Annotated in this window: 11 protein-coding genes; 3 read left to right on the plus strand and 8 right to left on the minus strand. The window is 42.7% G+C overall.

Features of this window, described 5'->3' with window-relative positions; genetic code table 11:
• Positions 1 to 97: 97 nt before the first annotated feature.
• From ACFOHL_RS02445 to ACFOHL_RS02460, 4 genes are all read right to left on the minus strand, one after another.
• Positions 98 to 2,731: a CRTAC1 family protein gene (locus ACFOHL_RS02445; RefSeq protein WP_376918612.1), complete on the minus strand. Its 2,634-nt coding sequence runs from the start codon at positions 2,729 to 2,731 to the stop codon at positions 98 to 100.
• 108 nt (positions 2,732 to 2,839) lie between these two features.
• A complete protein-coding gene (locus ACFOHL_RS02450; RefSeq protein WP_376918613.1) occupies positions 2,840 to 3,211 on the minus strand; it encodes a hypothetical protein in 372 nt (123 codons plus the stop codon).
• 55 nt (positions 3,212 to 3,266) lie between these two features.
• Positions 3,267 to 3,716, minus strand: a complete 450-nt coding sequence (locus ACFOHL_RS02455; protein ID WP_376918614.1) for a hypothetical protein — start codon at positions 3,714 to 3,716, stop codon at positions 3,267 to 3,269.
• Between the two features lie 83 nt (positions 3,717 to 3,799).
• Complete coding sequence (locus tag ACFOHL_RS02460; RefSeq protein WP_376918615.1) at positions 3,800 to 6,523, minus strand: glycoside hydrolase family 2 TIM barrel-domain containing protein; 2,724 nt, start codon at positions 6,521 to 6,523, stop codon at positions 3,800 to 3,802.
• A 573-nt stretch (positions 6,524 to 7,096) separates the two neighbouring features.
• On the opposite strand from ACFOHL_RS02460, the gene ACFOHL_RS02465 reads away from it, so the two are divergent.
• A complete protein-coding gene (locus tag ACFOHL_RS02465) occupies positions 7,097 to 7,300 on the plus strand; it encodes a hypothetical protein (RefSeq protein ID WP_376918616.1) in 204 nt (67 codons plus the stop codon).
• Between the two features lie 44 nt (positions 7,301 to 7,344).
• Complete coding sequence (locus tag ACFOHL_RS02470; RefSeq protein ID WP_376918617.1) at positions 7,345 to 7,716, plus strand: hypothetical protein; 372 nt, start codon at positions 7,345 to 7,347, stop codon at positions 7,714 to 7,716.
• 20 nt (positions 7,717 to 7,736) lie between these two features.
• On the opposite strand, the gene ACFOHL_RS02475 is transcribed toward ACFOHL_RS02470, so the two are convergent.
• On the minus strand, positions 7,737 to 8,096 hold the full coding sequence (locus tag ACFOHL_RS02475) for a RidA family protein (RefSeq protein WP_376918618.1): 360 nt from the start codon (positions 8,094 to 8,096) through the stop codon (positions 7,737 to 7,739).
• 109 nt (positions 8,097 to 8,205) lie between these two features.
• Between ACFOHL_RS02475 and ACFOHL_RS02480 the strand changes: the two genes are divergently transcribed.
• Entirely contained in the window at positions 8,206 to 8,619 is a 414-nt protein-coding gene (locus ACFOHL_RS02480) for an aldehyde-activating protein (RefSeq protein WP_376918619.1), read from the plus strand.
• Between the two features lie 78 nt (positions 8,620 to 8,697).
• Here the strand turns inward: ACFOHL_RS02480 and ACFOHL_RS02485 are convergent, their stop codons facing one another.
• From ACFOHL_RS02485 to ACFOHL_RS02495, 3 genes are all read right to left on the minus strand, one after another.
• On the minus strand, positions 8,698 to 13,038 hold the full coding sequence (locus tag ACFOHL_RS02485) for a LamG-like jellyroll fold domain-containing protein (protein ID WP_376918620.1): 4,341 nt from the start codon (positions 13,036 to 13,038) through the stop codon (positions 8,698 to 8,700).
• A 194-nt stretch (positions 13,039 to 13,232) separates the two neighbouring features.
• Positions 13,233 to 13,880 (minus strand): GntR family transcriptional regulator, encoded by a 648-nt coding sequence (locus ACFOHL_RS02490; RefSeq protein ID WP_376918621.1) that lies wholly within the window; start codon positions 13,878 to 13,880, stop codon positions 13,233 to 13,235.
• 8 nt (positions 13,881 to 13,888) lie between these two features.
• Complete coding sequence (locus ACFOHL_RS02495; protein ID WP_376918622.1) at positions 13,889 to 15,082, minus strand: benzoate/H(+) symporter BenE family transporter; 1,194 nt, start codon at positions 15,080 to 15,082, stop codon at positions 13,889 to 13,891.
• Between the last annotated feature and the right edge of the window lie 42 nt (positions 15,083 to 15,124).

The raw sequence follows: 15,124 nt of genomic DNA on the forward strand, positions 1-15,124 counted from the left end.
GAGTCTGGTTCACCTAGACTAGGTCGACGCGGCGTTTGCTATGCATTCAGCGAGCGCCGAGTCGCCCTATCCTTCTTACGTATATTAAGCTCTCATGTTACTCCACTAGTTGTAAAGGGTAGATACTGTCATTGTAGGTATTTCCGTCACTAGCGGTAAACGATACGGACAACATATAAAAATGACCAGGAGGCAGATCTTTTGTAGCTAACATACCTTCAGTAGAAAACGTCATTTGGCTTTTACCTAGTTCGGTATACAAGGGTTTTTCATCCAATAGAACTACATCTTTAACTGGGAACCATTTGCTTCGAAAATGCCGTAGCCAGAACCTTACACCCCCTTCGTCTGCCCAAATGACCTTTTGACCACTACCCGCATGGTAATCAACCAGAACTTGAAACTCGTCACCGACTTTTAGTTTGCCGCTTTCAAGCTCTGTTTTGTTAGTTATTTTAATAAACGGCGACTGAGCCAGCTGCACAGTGTCGGGATCAAAATCTTGTTGACGTCCTTCGGTTACAGGCTGTGTAGCGATAAGCTGATTCACATCTAGGTCTTGATAGCTCTGGCTTTCGCCATTTCTCCATTTAACCTCGACTGACTCAATTTTTTCACTTTCGCCCAGACCAAAATGTACAATGTTTAACAAACTCTGCGAAAAGACTTCTCCCGCTGATCCCACTCGTTTACTGAGTGACTTGCCCTTTGTTTTTAGAGTAACCACTGCTCCGTAGGGATCAATACCTGCTTCGGGTGAATTGCCCACACGAATTTTAAAATAGTGCCCATTCGACTCAAGACTATTGCTGTATAAATACCATTCACCACGTTCAGCACTATTGAGCAAATCAACTTTTCCATCTAAGTCAAAATCAAATGCCTGCCCCATGTCACCATTGCCAGGTCCGCCGACATCATTTGCGCCATGCATAGTCATCGTTTCAAACTGCCCTTTACCGTTATTTAGGAGCATGTAGTCAGAAATCCGATGCGTAATGTCTCCCCATCGATAAACAAACACATCTTGAAAGCTATCGTTGTTGAAATCGCCAACTGTGACACCTAAAGAATTACTTCCGGAAGGCAATCCCCATTCATCAGTGACATCGACAAACTGTCCATTGTCATTGCGTAAGAGTACGTCCCTATTAAAACGATTTTCTGGAATAAAGTCTGTGTGTGCAGCCTTAACACCAGACAAGCTGAATTGAAAACTCCAAAAAATATTGTCCTTACGCACTAACTCTGCACGCCATTTTCCGTTTCCAAGGTAACCAAAATATACGCCGTTTTCGTCCCTTTTGTCCGGCCACCCTTCGGCTTGTTCAGCAATGAGCGTGCTCTCTTCACCTGTTTTTAAGACAAAAGCATGCTTATCTTTACCCAAAAAAATTGGATAGTCTTTGCCACGAAATACGCCCTGACTCACATAGTTGTAATTAAAGAACCTAATATTTCCTTCAGCTTCAAACTCAAAACGATCAACACCTTTGAAACCTCTGGGTTTGATAGCCAATAGTTTATTGAATGGGTCAAAATCGAAAGAAGGACTTTCACCTTTGCCGCCTTCAAAAGGCTTGCCGGTTGCCAGATACAAGTCTAGATCACCATCGTTATCAATATCTATGTCTGCCATTGCATTGACCGCAGTGATACCAGACACCGCACTCGGAAATTGCTCTGTGATATCAGTAAACGTAAAATCCCCGTTGCCTTGCCAAACGGAAAGCGGCCCGTATAAAACAATATCTGCAATTTGATCTTGATTCAGATCGGTAATAAGCACACGTGAAGGGTGAACGTCTTGAATGCCGTCAACATCCGTTAGGGTAAGCTTGCCCTGACCGTCATTTTCATAAAAGAAATGTTGCGGTTTTTCCCTCGCAAGGCCAGTTTCATTAAACAACAATAAGTCGAGATCCCCATCCATATCCATGTCGAGCCACCTAGCGCCTCGTCCTCTACCACCTTTATGGATACCAACATCACCGGTGTAACGAATGAAGTTACTGTTGTCATTTTTATAAAAATTTGCTGTGGAAGGAAACTTGCCATTGCCCCCGCCTTGCGTTAACACTAAGTCGAGATCACCGTCCTTGTCATAATCCGCTAAAGCCGTTCCGTGCAAATCATGCATAAACCAACGAGCTAAGTTTTTGTAGTGCTTTTTGACCGTTCCATCGCCATTGTTCCAATAAATTTTGCTGCTCTCAGCGTTGTGATTATTCACAATAAAGTCATAGTCGCCATCGTTGTCAATATCCGCAATACTTGGTCCGCCGTACTTAATAGAACTAACTTTATCTAGACCGGCTTGCTCAGAGATGTCTTTGAAATAAGGAATAGACACTGTGTCTGCATCGACCAATTCGAGGCTGTCTATTACAAGGTCAGCGTTATGCGACCGCAGTTCAAGTGTATATTCGCCTAAATCACTGAACCTTAGCAAGACACTAGTAGAAAACTCGCCAGTCGATGCTATCCCTAGCTTATCAACAAGCAATTGACCATTGTTATACACACTGATTGCAGCATAGTTTTGAGGATTATTGCCTTTGATAATCAGTTTTTTATTTACACTACCTGTAACTTTGGCTTGATAGCTAGTCTCTTTGCCTTGTGTTAACACAAAACTGGGAGGCGACGAGGGTTGGCATGCCGTGCAAAGCAACAACACTGAAAACATACAAAGTGATTTATAAAAATACGAACACGAAAAATGAGCCATGAAACACAACTACTTCAATTAACCATTAATTGACGTTAACGTATCGCTTAACTTGTGTAAATATAAAGTTGGCATTTCATATAAAAACAAAGTTATAACCACTCTTGCTCATTTAGAGTTAAGCTTATCAACCCACTCCGCTTCCCATTTTTGCACTTGATGCTTGATCAATGCTTCGTTTTCGTTGAGTGCAAGATAATGACGCTTCGCTTCTTGTTTGCCTTGGAATTGAGACTTTATAACACGCAGCGCATTGTGCATTTTTAATTCACTGAGTGTAGTCGCTAAGTCTTCTTTTGATTGGGTGAGTACCGTCGGCGAAGTTGGAATGTGTGCAGAAAGAGGCAGTGTATTCTGGTTAGCCAAAGGGCTTGAAGATCTGGGCGGCTGTGTTGCAAAAAGCATAAGTGCCAAGGCGAGTGCAGTAACAAGCGTAAGCACTATTGCCTGCAATGTAAGATTGGAAAACAGCATTTTCATAAACAACAACTCATTATGCTTTGTTAAATTCTAGACTAACTTGAAGTCGGGATAACTATATTTCCCGCGTTAAAAACGTGTACCACTCCTGCGACATAGTGGTTAGCTTTACGGGTAGACCATCAAACTCAGCCTGCACATCAAGTGCATCTTGCAAAGCCAAGCTTCCTTTGACAGCAATAACAATGTCGGTATTTTTTGCAATTTCTGCGAGTCTATCTTGAAGTACCGCCTCGCCTTTATCATCAAACACTTTACCATCTACATAGAAGTAAAGTTGTTGCTTGTGAGCTCCCATGTTTTGAGCTGCTTCAGACGATTTCGCTGGCGATGGGTCAAGTGCATGTAAACTCAGGTGCTTAAATGCTTTCGCATTTTCTGAATTTTCTGATACTGCACTCGAATGCGCGCCCATAGACATGAGCGCCAAAATCAAAATAGAGAAAAACGCCATAGACAAACCCAAGGCCACTTCTGTCATCGCATTTGTGCCACTGTCGTGCATGTTTTAATCCCAATGAATCTTTACTCATCTTATGAAACATTTAGGCGAATATTTGGTTTTAGGGGACACGGTATTTTTTTGCGCTAATGAACTGGCGCCTTCACTTCCACATGCAAACTGCTCGATTGTAAACCCTTCCCACTCGCCGTAAGTGTCAGCGTACCCGCCGTGTCTCCCGCCTCTATTACGGCAAGCAGTCTACCCTCAAATGTATATTGTTTTGACTTATCGGTAGGCGGGATACGTTGTTCTAGCTGTTCCGAACGCACGTCACCGTTGCTAAAACCAAGTAGTTTAGCCGAATCATCAAGCGCAGAGCCAGACAACGAAAAGTGCAATACTGTCTCTGCTTCTGGTATCGGCACGCCTCTGCTGTCGACAATATATGCCTCAACCTGAATCACCGCCTTGCTGTTTGCCAATACACTTGTTTTGTCGGCCACCAACTGAATTGCCGCGGGTTTACCAGCGGTGCGCAGGACTTTTTCAGCAACCACCTTTCCATTGTTTTTTGCAACAGCTTTTAGTACGCCTGATTGCCACTTAATGTCTTGCCAATTGATAATTTTGTTGCTGTGATCAGACAAACGTTTTTCACCCAACAACTTGTCGTTTAAGTACAATTCGACCTTTTCTGCATTGGTATAGGTCACAATATCAACGGTCTCACTTTTAGCTTGGTTCCAGGTTTGCAGCATATCAGGCCATCCCCAGTGACTGCGCCTTTTACTCTCGTCAACACGCTGGTACACAGCAATATCGACCATCGGTTTATCGACCCACATACTCTCATACAAATACGCGGCCGGACGCTTAAATCCGGCCATGTCAAATAGGCCGCTGTTTGAGCCAATCCCGCCTTCACCCATATAACTAATACCAACCCAAATAAAGGATCCCAAGGCATAGGGACGATTTTCATAGTAGAGCCACTGATTTTCTTCTTTGAAAGCCTTTCTAAAGCTAGGCTCGCTCATATAGTAGCGATAGCTTTCGGTCCCAATAATTAACAAGTCTTCTTTGGCTGCTTTCAAAGCATCATACCATTGTTCTGCGTAATTCATGCCGAGGACATCTTGGTGCGCGGCAGAAGACAGAATTCGCTGTACTTTTTCATCTAGGTTGTTGTTGTCGATACCTCGTTCTTGACCGGATGTCACGATACGCGTGGGATCCAATTGTTTTACAAACGGAATACGTTCTGCCAAACCGTGATTGATGTAATCACTGCCAGGCGGATCCATGCCTCGGATCCCTGGAGTGTTCTCGTTGCCAACACTCCAAAATATTACTGAAGGGTGGTTTCTGTCACGCTCAACAGCTAGAGTAAAATCTTTCTGCCAGTCTTGATGATGAAAAGGATTAAAGGGTGCCATCCACTTATCTGTAAATTCATTCATCACTAGAAATCCCATTCTATCAAGCATGTCCATTAATTCGGGGGACGTTGGATTATGAGCCGTTCTGATGGCGTTAACGCCTATATCTTTTAACTTTCGCAAGCGTCTTTCCCATATTTCATCGGGCACCGCCGCACCCACAGCAAAACCGCCATCGTGATGAATACACACGCCCTTAAATTTTGTCGCTTTACCATTGAGAAAAAATCCTTGCTGAGGATCCAGCGAAAAACTTCTTACACCAAAGGCGCTGATGTAGTCATCAACCAAAACACCATCAACAAACACGCGACTCTCTGCATAATACATAGCCGGATGTTCCGGTGACCATAAGTTTGGCCTATCCATCAAAAAACGCTGTTTAACAGCAGTCAATTGAGTATTAAGCGCAGAAACCTTATGTCGTTTCGAATAAAGATTTGTGCCTTCAGGGCTTACAATTGTGGTTTCTAAAGTGATGTTGCTAGCATCAACAGGGATGTTTACAAGTTCAGTCTCTACCACTATCTGTGCTTGTTCTTCAGTCGCAACGGGCGTAGTGATGAACGTGCCCCAGGTTTTTACATGGGTTTGTGCTTTCACCGTTAACCAAGCATGCCGATAGATACCAGAGCCAGAGTACCAGCGTGTATTTGCCCGATTGTGATTGTCGTTGTTTACACGCACTGCGATAACGTTGTTTTTGTCTAAATAGACAAAAGGGGTAAGATCAAAATATTTGCTAGTATAGCCCTCTCGCTGTTTTCCCACCGAGTGCCCATTGACCCAGATTTCAGCGTCAAAGTAAATTCCATCAAACTGCAACTCTACACGTTTGCGTTTATCCTCTTCTGACAAGGTAAAGGTTTTGCGATACCAAGCCGTACCACCCGCCAGAAAAGCATGGCGTTTTTGGTGATCACGACTAAATTCACTTTCAATACTATAGTCATGCGGCAAGTCAAGTTGCCGCCACTCACTATCATCTAGTTCAGGTAAATGAAAACGTCCGTCTTGTTTTAGGAATCGCCAGTTCTGGTCAAAATTTATTCTTTTACGCACATGCGTTTTTTTATCTCTGGGATGGTGAAGCCGAATCTTTAAGGGATCAAATACATCGCTCACCTGCACTTTTTTGAGGTCGTAGCCATTGCCAAATAAAATCAGTTCATGGACTTGATTAGCATCAACACCTTCGAAAGAAAAACGCCCATTTAAATCTGACACCAACACTTGCTCGGTCGATACCAATTTAACGTAAGTATGTGGTATTGGAATATTGTTGTAATCAACGATGACACCCGACAATGACGTGTGTTCCGCTGAGTTATGCCTAGAATCGTTCACATAACAAGCACTGAGTTGAGTGAGTAAAAACAGCACGAAAAACCGAACAAAAGCGATTGTCAGCAACGAGCGTGTTAGCATATATTGTCTCCCGAATACTTAGTCCATGGAGACTCTACGACAACTCGTGATGACACCCAATATGATTACGAATAATCATAATTGCCTTGTAAAGATGTGTTATGAATTGAGCACTCAGGGAGCGACTTTGTAACAGCGAGACATGAAACTACAATTAAGCTGATAGAAGCCTCCTTCCCTCAATAAAAACAATTACCTCCATCTCAGATAAGAAATCAAATACTCGCGCCAAGAGTTTGGATTTTAGGAAGAATTCTTAAGTAATGTAACATCTTCAATCGATTACTAGTGAAATTCTCGTAAAACTTCTCTGTAAGTTTGGCAATAAACTGTACTACTGCCTAGGTCAAAACCAAACATCGACGTTATAAAATGCAAAAGTCTTCAGAAACTGCCAAGTTGTTGTCGTTGATAAAGTTCAGGATTAGTAATTTGTAACGAATTGAATTTGTTGTATCTTTATTCAATGCAGTATTAATGATAATTGCTCTAGAATGACATTAATCTCTTCTACTGGGGCTGAAGACTTAAGTTCAATTTAATTATAAATACAGGAATACAAGGAGTATAAAATTGTATTATTTAAACAAAAACGAAGCTAAAGAAGTTAATGGTGGCAATCCACTAGCCATCGGCATAGGGATTGGTATCGGTGCCAACTATGCGTATGACTCTCTTGGTGGAAAAGAAGGCATAGACAATGCTATTGGCGCTATTGGTGACTTTTTCTACGAAGCGTTAACTGAAGATCCAGTGTTTGGCCGCTTTTTTGACTAACTTTTTATTTGGAAGGCTCCAAACTGGAGCCTTATAGTGAGAGAATGATAAGGTATCTAGTTGCGATAACGCTAGTATTTTCAGCTGTTTACTTAGACGGTATGATCGATAGTGTTAGATCACTCGGCATCACGAATTTTATAGTTGATGGAGCGCCCAATCTAATTGCGTCGGTGCTAATTCCTTTGGCATACATCGTAGCAAATAGAGCGAGCATTAAAAGCTTAGCCATGGCATTGTATTTATCTCTTTCAGTCAGTTTTTACGAGCTTATTCAAATATATAGTGATGTTGGTGTATTTGATTATGCAGATATTGTCATGTCCCTAACTGGCACTCTATTGATTTTCATTTTTCGTCAATACTGGTTTACTCGTAAACAAAAAAGCAAAGACAAAAAAAAAGAAATTTCTTGAAACTAGATCTTTGACAAATTTTACGAGCATTTCTGCGCTGCAATTACTGAAATTTCAACCAATAGTTCGGGGCGCGCCATCGAAGCTTGAACACATGCTCTAGCGGGCGCATGACCTTCTGGTACCCACGCATCCCACACAGCATTCATTGCAGCAAAGTCTTTCATATCTTTGATGTAAATTGTGGCGGACAATATGTGTTTTTTGTCACTATTCGCTTCAGCAAGTAGTGTCTCTACTTTGTCGAGCATCGTTTGTGTTTGTTCCGTAATATCTTTTGTTGCATCAGCCGCAACTTGCCCACACAAATAAACCGTTCCTTGATGAATAACAATGCGGCTCATACGCTGCTTGGTTTCTTTTCGTTGTATTAGAGACATATATGTACTTCCAGAATATTTTGCGGCGGATGATAACAGTATTGATGCTGTTTTTCTTGTATATGGACTTGTAAAATGAAATTTCAGCGACCACCCTGAGGGCAATCCAATGAAATACATTACATCGTGTTCATGTGGAACGATAGATGTTTGTTTAATTTTGCCAAAAGCTATAGAACTCTACCGTCCTAGACAATGCGATTGCGACTTTTGCAATGCCTACAATTTACGATACTTGTCGGATGTTGACGGCATCTTATGGTTTTCTCCGATAGAAAAACTCCGGATAATCAAGCAAGGCTCTGAACAAGCTAGATTTTGGCAATGCCTATATTGTGAACAAGTGATTGCAGTCACCAATGAGTATGACGGTGAAGTACGCGGAGCGGTGTCAAGCGCATTATTTGAGGAATACTGTGTATTGAGAGAAAACGATATCATAAGTCCAAAGACTTTATCTGCATCTGAAAAAAGCAAGCGTTGGACACAGATTTGGTGCAAAGTTGAACACTCTGCCGTTTGATGTAAATGAAATAGCCTTATGCACAAAACAAACGCGGCGCTGGATAAGCACCGCACATTTATGAGACCTTATTGAGGACTAAGCACCTCGCTTTTCCCTAGCGAGTAATTCAACGCCCATGCCATAAGTAACGACGGCTTTAACTACTTGAATACCCCCTACTGTTGCCGACCCTACGCCACTTGAATCTAGCCTCAATAAGCCTAAGAAATTGGGTACGATACCAATGATTTCTTTTGCCGCTAATACACCTGGCTTTTTGCGCTTAGGGATCTGTGCGATATAAATACTTGTGAGTATCAAGTCTATTCCCGACAATACCGCTTGAAGTCCTTTAGTCGCCACATTCCCCCTATTCAAACGCTGCATCGGGAAACTACTTCCGCCACCTGTGCCGCCTTTGGGTATTGGGAGTTGTTCTGCCAAGCGATCAAGACCCGCAGTGTTTACACGGCTTGGAATTTTCGATTTGGTCGAGGTTCCAATGACTAAGAAAACGGTGTCAAAAGCCAACATCACCGTTCTAAAACTCCACATCACGCGCTGCCAATACGCTTCTGGGTGTTGTGATTTACTCACTTTGTGCTTATGTAGCGCATAAGGTGAGCCCCCGGGATGATCAGTCGATGCGGGGAAGCTAGCCAACCACGTCATCCAATCAAGACCGACAGTGAATATCTCAAGCACAAAGGTGCCATTTCTCCCTTGCGCGTCTGATGGCTCTGGCACAGCATCCATTGCGGCTTTAAACAAAGTACTAAAAAACTCAGTATGCAAGGCCATCGCGCCATAACTTTGTAAGAGCGCCTGTTTTTCATCAAGTGTATCTTTTGTCTCCTCAGGCACTACCACCGCTCGTTGTTGAACAGCAGCGCTATCTGCAACGCTAAATTCAATGCTCTCACCTACGCTAGCCAATACGCGAGTATTTGTACTTGCCGTAAGTTCACTCACTTCAATGGTTTTACTCAAGTTTGGTTCTGCAACATTTTTAAATGGACGTTCACCAAATAATAATTTAGAAACCACTGTCGTTGGAATAGCCACTAGGATTGTCAGTAAGTTCATTACTGAAAGCTTACCCGCGCCGATTAACTCGAATAAGGCAGACACAAAGGGAATTTTAATCTCTGTGTTTAAGCTTACCTTAATCAACTCGATAGCTGCCACAACCGCGTCCAAAATAGCTAATACTAGGTCTTCAGTAATGTCTAGGGCTTGCACTGTGATTTCTTTTAGTAAGTTCAACAATGTCGCCAATACGAGTTCAGGTTTCGTTGGGTTTTTAATAAAGGTAGTTAAGGTATCAACCAAACCGTCGGTAACGGTGACCGTTGCCAATGTGATGAGCTTCTTAAGCGCATTGGTCAGATGATTAACTGCACCGCCACTTTCCTTATTGTCCCCAGTAATACTTTCCATCGGATTTTTTCCAGCACCGACACTGCCGAATACTTTGTTTAAAAACCATTCTGCCGCCTCAGGCAACGAAGATTCATCACTACTGACGTCTGACGGGTTAACACCCAATGACTTAATCATTGAGTCAATACTGCTAGTCACAGTGTCTTGAACATCATCGATTAAATTAGACAATGGCGCTTTGGCGGACTCGACCAAACCAGCAGCAGAGTCGAAGGCATCGTTAATACTGTTTCTGATATAACGCTGAGTCTTAAGTATGTCATCCCAATCAAACAAAAAGCGCAGAAATTCTATAAATTGCTTTATTGACTTCACTACTTTTTCGACCACAGCTTCGACAAACTCGGCAACGACCTCAATCGTATCGAGGACAAAATTAACTACCTGCCCTGCCACTTCTACCACGGCGTTGAATACATTTTTAACTACGCCTAAAGTCACTTTAGTGGCTTTCTTAATAGCGTCGCGAATGCCACCAAAAAACCGCCTACCGATACGTAAACTTGCAGTGAAGGGAACTGGAATTGCTTTAGTAGGTGCTGTAAATTGTTGAGAAACCGACGATTGGATAGATGGCGTTTGAGTTTGCGTGCTCTGGGCATACAAGGCTTCAAAATCGGCCTGTTCGACACTTTCTTCCCAAATAGCATCTTGTTTTTTAACAACTGCACTGCGTTTTGCGGTTCCAGCAACAATGCTTACTGTTTCTGTATTTGGCGCAAAATTCAATGACCAAGGTGCTTGGTCGACCGTCTCTTCCAATTTGACAGCATTTGTCGCCACTGCGCGCGTAATTGCCTGTACTTGTCGAATTTTTTGAGAGGGTTTTGTACTTGCACTGACAGCTTTTCCTTTGGCAGCACTGCTGTTACTTGTAGCTTTGATGGGCTTTTCGGTTTCCTTACTGTCTGCGGGTTTCACTGAACTGATTACCCGTTTAATCGTATTTTGCACGCTAGCGACGTCTGCACGCGAATGCTTTTCTTGATCAACAATAGCATTTCCTTTTGCATCTTTTCCATCGAAAATGGCATTGGCCTCAAGGTTCGCAATTTGCTTATGCAACTCATCTGATGGTGAAATCAGAATACGCTCATTCTCATCCATGTCCTTTGTTCTAAACTTTAATATAGGTGTGTTAATGCCATCCGCTTCAGACGTGATCATAATTTTCTGAAGGGCATTAGGCTTGAGCGTTACCGTGCGCAATTCGTCAATTTCGTAGGTCTTATCTTCTACCTCTATCTTGGTTAAGTCAGTAGCTGAGACCTCTACTTCAGAAACCTCTGGCGCAAGTGTTAGTGTTGTGCGATAGGCTGAAAACTCTTCTAGTTTCCCTTTAACCATGCGGTAATCTTGGCTAAGCTTACTCGTGATTGAACTGAAGGCTTCTGAGGCAGATACCTTAGTAAAAATCTTCAAGGATGATACTTTGTCGTTGCCTAGTTGGCTGTCTCGCATGTCTGGTACATTGCGTACAATGTCTTCAATTTGGGTTTCGCGTTTTCTCTTATCTACTGCTTGCTTGTCATTAGCAAACAATGTCACGCCTGTATTAGGCCCTAAACGGATCGATGACGTTACATTGTCTAATCCGATAAAGTCTCGAAGCGATTTGAAATCCCCGGTAATATCGTCGCCATTGTCTGACAACACCCAAACTCTGCCGTAATAAGCGACATGCTCATATAATGCAACTTCTCCTGATGCCAGCTCACCAACCTCACTTTCGTGAGCAGCAAACTTAGCCACGCGGCTGAAAATAGCGCGCTTGCTTTCATCTGCCGTCCAAGTGAACTGACCTTTCGCATTTTGAGCAATCCACATCGCTTGGCGCTTATGCATTATCGAAAATTCGCCATCACCGTCTTCAGTATCATCAACAATCATTGGACTGTATTCCTGACGTATTTTGAGTAACGAACTCTCAGGCTCAACATTAGACAACAACTGAAGTTGTCCATTGTTCTGATTAAAGTTGAAATCAAATAATGCACGCGAACTAACTGTTGGCGTAAGCAATAGTCGCCCTTTGTTCCATTGTAAATAACCACCTTGCGGCGCGCGAATAATCCAACTACCGCGAAAGGGTTCGTTAGCAGAAGACCAAACGTGTATGGAACGCGGAAATCCAGTTAGGCGCGTAGAACGAGTATCAGGTAAACCGGCAAACAATTTTTGATTAGTGCCTGCATAGCTCGGACGATCATACAAAGTTGCACCGGTGTTTGGTCCTACACGCAATTGTTTAAAATTGGAGGAAAACAAACTAACATTGTGATGATTTTTATCAAATATCCGTCTTGCGCCGTCTTGTGCCACCAATTCAACTTGCCCAGGCTGAAGCAGGCGATTTGGCTGCGGAGCCAGCGTCTCAATTTCACTTGCCGTGAGCGCTTGATGATAAACGCGTAAGTCTTCGTAACGTGCTTTTGCCGTATGGCGTTTAGAATGTCCTAACTTAACATCAACTTTCCCGAGGATATTGGCTACATCACCTGATTTCGCTTTACCACGCGCGACCTCTACCCCGTTGTGATAGATAAAAAGTTGCTCGCCCTTTCTGACAATCGCAATGTGGCACCATGTTTTTGCTGACAAGACTTTCCCCGATTTAGCGACTGCGTAATTTTTACCTTTCGAATCCTGATCGACTTCAAAGGTCAATATACGGCCTTGTTCTTGCCTTAACGAAAACCAATTACCGTGGCCACCCACATTCCGATTTCCGATAATATCGAGGTCTTTTTGCTTATGTGTATCCAGTACAAGAAAACCAAAGGCAATGGTAAAATCGCCTTTGCCGAATTTTCCGAGTGGCTTTCCAAGGTTAATGCTTGCACCTTTGCCTTTTAGCAAAACCGCATCACCTGTCGGACCACACTCGTTGAATGCTGTATCGTGAAATTTGCCGACAATGCCGCCAACGCTATCTTTCGTTGTCGCACCCTTGCCTTCTGAAAATGTCCAATGATGTGTTGCTTGAATAGTCATAATTTGAATCCTTATAAATTGATTAACTAGCACTCAAAATGCACAGCGCTTTCGACAAGCAATACGTCATCAAATTTTTGGAAGTTGCAGGGGTAGGTAATATTTTCGGGAAATTACAATTTTTTAATCTTTGCAACTTTTTGAAGCTGCTGGATATGAGTGAGGCACGGTGGGGCTATACTTGGCAGTTACTCTCACTCTTGTCGAAGCACACGCAAGTATTCCGTAATGATTTTCCCAGCTGCGCTAATATGTGTACTTAACACGCGTTGTGCTTCTGAGGTATTGCCGTGCTCTATGGCTTTTAGCAATGAATAGTGTTCGTCTTGACTAGTTTGCTTATAATCAAGATTTTTGGTGTGGAAACCAATATATCGCCCACACTGCTCATGTAATGCAGCCACAGCCTTAAATAGCGTTGGACGCTCTGCCGTTTGGTATAAACAAGCATGAAAACGCCAATTTAACGCTCCGTGTTCATCAATACTCAACGAATTTGCAGAATCAATTTTTCTGAGAATATCTTCGGCTTGACCAATGGTTTGCTTAGAAATCAACTTGACCACATACGGAATAAGCATAGGCTCAAGCCGCATCCGCATTCTATATAAATCTTCTGCTTCTTTATCACAGAAAGCAGGTACCATAACGCCTCGTTTTCCGCTCGTTGCAAGCCAACCTTCGTTTTTTAAGCGTGTTAGCACGTCGCGAATAGGGCTTCGACTAATTTGATAGCGGTGCGATAATTCTTCCTGTTTGAGTGTGCACCCAACAGGTAGTTTATTATCTCTGATATCTGCTTTCATTTTCTTGTAGAGATATTCACTTTGCTGTTTGTTCATTTATGTACTTAGGATCGCTTAAGCCGTGTAAATAGTTTATGACTGACGACGACAGTCATACCCAAAACCAAGCCCCAAAATGCAGAGCTTATTTCCCAAAAAGATACGCCTGAAGCACACACAAGAAAAGTAAGGATTGCAGCGTCCTGATGTTGTTTTATTTCTGTCGCCATCTTTAAACTGTTGCCAATTACGCCTATTAAGGCTAGACCAGCTAAGGCAAGCACTAATTCTTCGGGAAAAGCGACAAATATTCCAACTACCGCACTAGCAAACACCCCTGTTAACAGATTAAAAATACCCGCTGATACACCGGCGATATAACGTTGTTCTATGTTTTCATGTGCTTCCTCACTGGTACAAATCGCCGCAGTAATCGCCGCAAGATTAAATGTGAATCCACCGAACGGTGACAAAAGCAAGGTACTTATCCCGGTAACTGATATAACTGGGGATATATTTTGAGCGCTATAACCGCTGGCTTTTAACACAGCCACACCAGGCAAATTTTGCGAACTCATGGTGACTAAAAATAAGGGAATGCCGAGACCAATGAGTAAACTCAATGAAAATTCTGGTATGACAAATACTGGTTTTGAAAAAGTAATGGAGACTGAGCTCAATTCCAGTTGACCAGTCATCAGCACCATGACAATAGCGACAAACAAAACAAAAGCAATCGCCAAACGAGGAACAAACATTCGTGCAACGATATAAGTTAATAACATCACCCCGACCAATAAGACTTCACTCCGCAAAGCCGTGAACAAGTGGATGCCAAAATTGAGTAATATGCCGGCAAGCATTGCAGAAGCAATTGGACTGGGAATAGCTTTGCTCAACCGAGAAAACAATCCACTCACCCCGGTTAATAAAATCATTAGGCCGACAAATAAAAAAACGCCAACGGCCTGCGCCATCGTCAATTCAATACTAGTAGCGGCAATTAACGCTGCGCCCGGAGTTGACCATGCAATAATTAAGGGGCGCTTATACCATAGTGACAAGCCCATCGAACTCAAGCCCATTCCTATACCCAGAGCCCAAACCCAAGACTCAAGCATAGCTTGATCAGCACCCGCCGTTTTGGCAGCTTGAAATACAATAGCAATGGCACTTGCAAAACCGACAAGTACAGCAACAAAACCTGCGACAAGAGCAGAAAATGAAAAATCGTTTTTTAACTGAGAGAGCAACAGCATTAAAATGTATACAATTTAATTTTTGTATACATTTTATATCAG

It is taken from the genome of Agaribacter flavus (genome assembly GCF_042646125.1).
Lineage (GTDB): Bacteria > Pseudomonadota > Gammaproteobacteria > Enterobacterales > Alteromonadaceae > Glaciecola > Glaciecola flavus.

Excerpts from the sequence above, each read along its gene's own strand:
- ACFOHL_RS02445 (WP_376918612.1), bottom strand. The coding sequence starts at position 2,731 with ATGGCTCATTTTTCGTGTTCGTATTTTTATAAATCACTTTGTATGTTT.
- ACFOHL_RS02450 (WP_376918613.1), bottom strand. The coding sequence starts at position 3,211 with ATGAAAATGCTGTTTTCCAATCTTACATTGCAGGCAATAGTGCTTACG.
- ACFOHL_RS02455 (WP_376918614.1), bottom strand. The coding sequence starts at position 3,716 with ATGCACGACAGTGGCACAAATGCGATGACAGAAGTGGCCTTGGGTTTG.
- ACFOHL_RS02460 (WP_376918615.1), bottom strand. The coding sequence starts at position 6,523 with ATGCTAACACGCTCGTTGCTGACAATCGCTTTTGTTCGGTTTTTCGTG.
- ACFOHL_RS02470 (WP_376918617.1), top strand. The coding sequence starts at position 7,345 with ATGATAAGGTATCTAGTTGCGATAACGCTAGTATTTTCAGCTGTTTAC.
- ACFOHL_RS02475 (WP_376918618.1), bottom strand. The coding sequence starts at position 8,096 with ATGTCTCTAATACAACGAAAAGAAACCAAGCAGCGTATGAGCCGCATT.
- ACFOHL_RS02480 (WP_376918619.1), top strand. The coding sequence starts at position 8,206 with ATGAAATACATTACATCGTGTTCATGTGGAACGATAGATGTTTGTTTA.
- ACFOHL_RS02485 (WP_376918620.1), bottom strand. The coding sequence starts at position 13,038 with ATGACTATTCAAGCAACACATCATTGGACATTTTCAGAAGGCAAGGGT.
- ACFOHL_RS02490 (WP_376918621.1), bottom strand. The coding sequence starts at position 13,880 with ATGAACAAACAGCAAAGTGAATATCTCTACAAGAAAATGAAAGCAGAT.
- ACFOHL_RS02495 (WP_376918622.1), bottom strand. The coding sequence starts at position 15,082 with ATGCTGTTGCTCTCTCAGTTAAAAAACGATTTTTCATTTTCTGCTCTT.